Below are 265 nucleotides of genomic sequence, written 5' to 3'. Positions count from 1 at the left end.
CCACCGTCAACCCGAAAGACGATTCCCGGTTGATCATTCAAGGAGCCAGTCAATGACGTCGACCACCGCTGCTCCGAGTCTCTTGTCCTCGGCCGAACAACGTCGCGCCGCGCGTCAGTTGACCCTGGCGATGCTTGCGCTCGGGTTGCTGGGTCTGGGTTTGCTCTGGCGCTGGATGCTCCCGGAGCAAACCGGTGTCAGCCAGTTGCTGCTGGGTTTCGCCTCGTTGCTGGTAGCGGTTCCGGTGATGCGTTCGGCGTGGTAC

General features: G+C 62.3%; 1 protein-coding gene. It reads left to right on the top strand.

Annotation, left to right across the window (positions count from 1 at the left end; translation table 11 throughout):
* Positions 1-52: 52 nt before the first annotated feature.
* The coding region (locus AAEY83_RS15830) for a hypothetical protein (protein ID WP_502945202.1) at positions 53-265 on the top strand (213 nt) is incomplete at its 3' end.

The sequence above is a fragment of the Psychrobacter sp. TB20-MNA-CIBAN-0197 genome (assembly GCF_040309765.1).
Taxonomy (GTDB): Bacteria; Pseudomonadota; Gammaproteobacteria; order Pseudomonadales; family Moraxellaceae; genus Psychrobacter; species Psychrobacter submarinus.
Note: the sequence above shows the minus strand (reverse complement) of the source record. Positions and strands in the feature narration are given on the sequence as shown.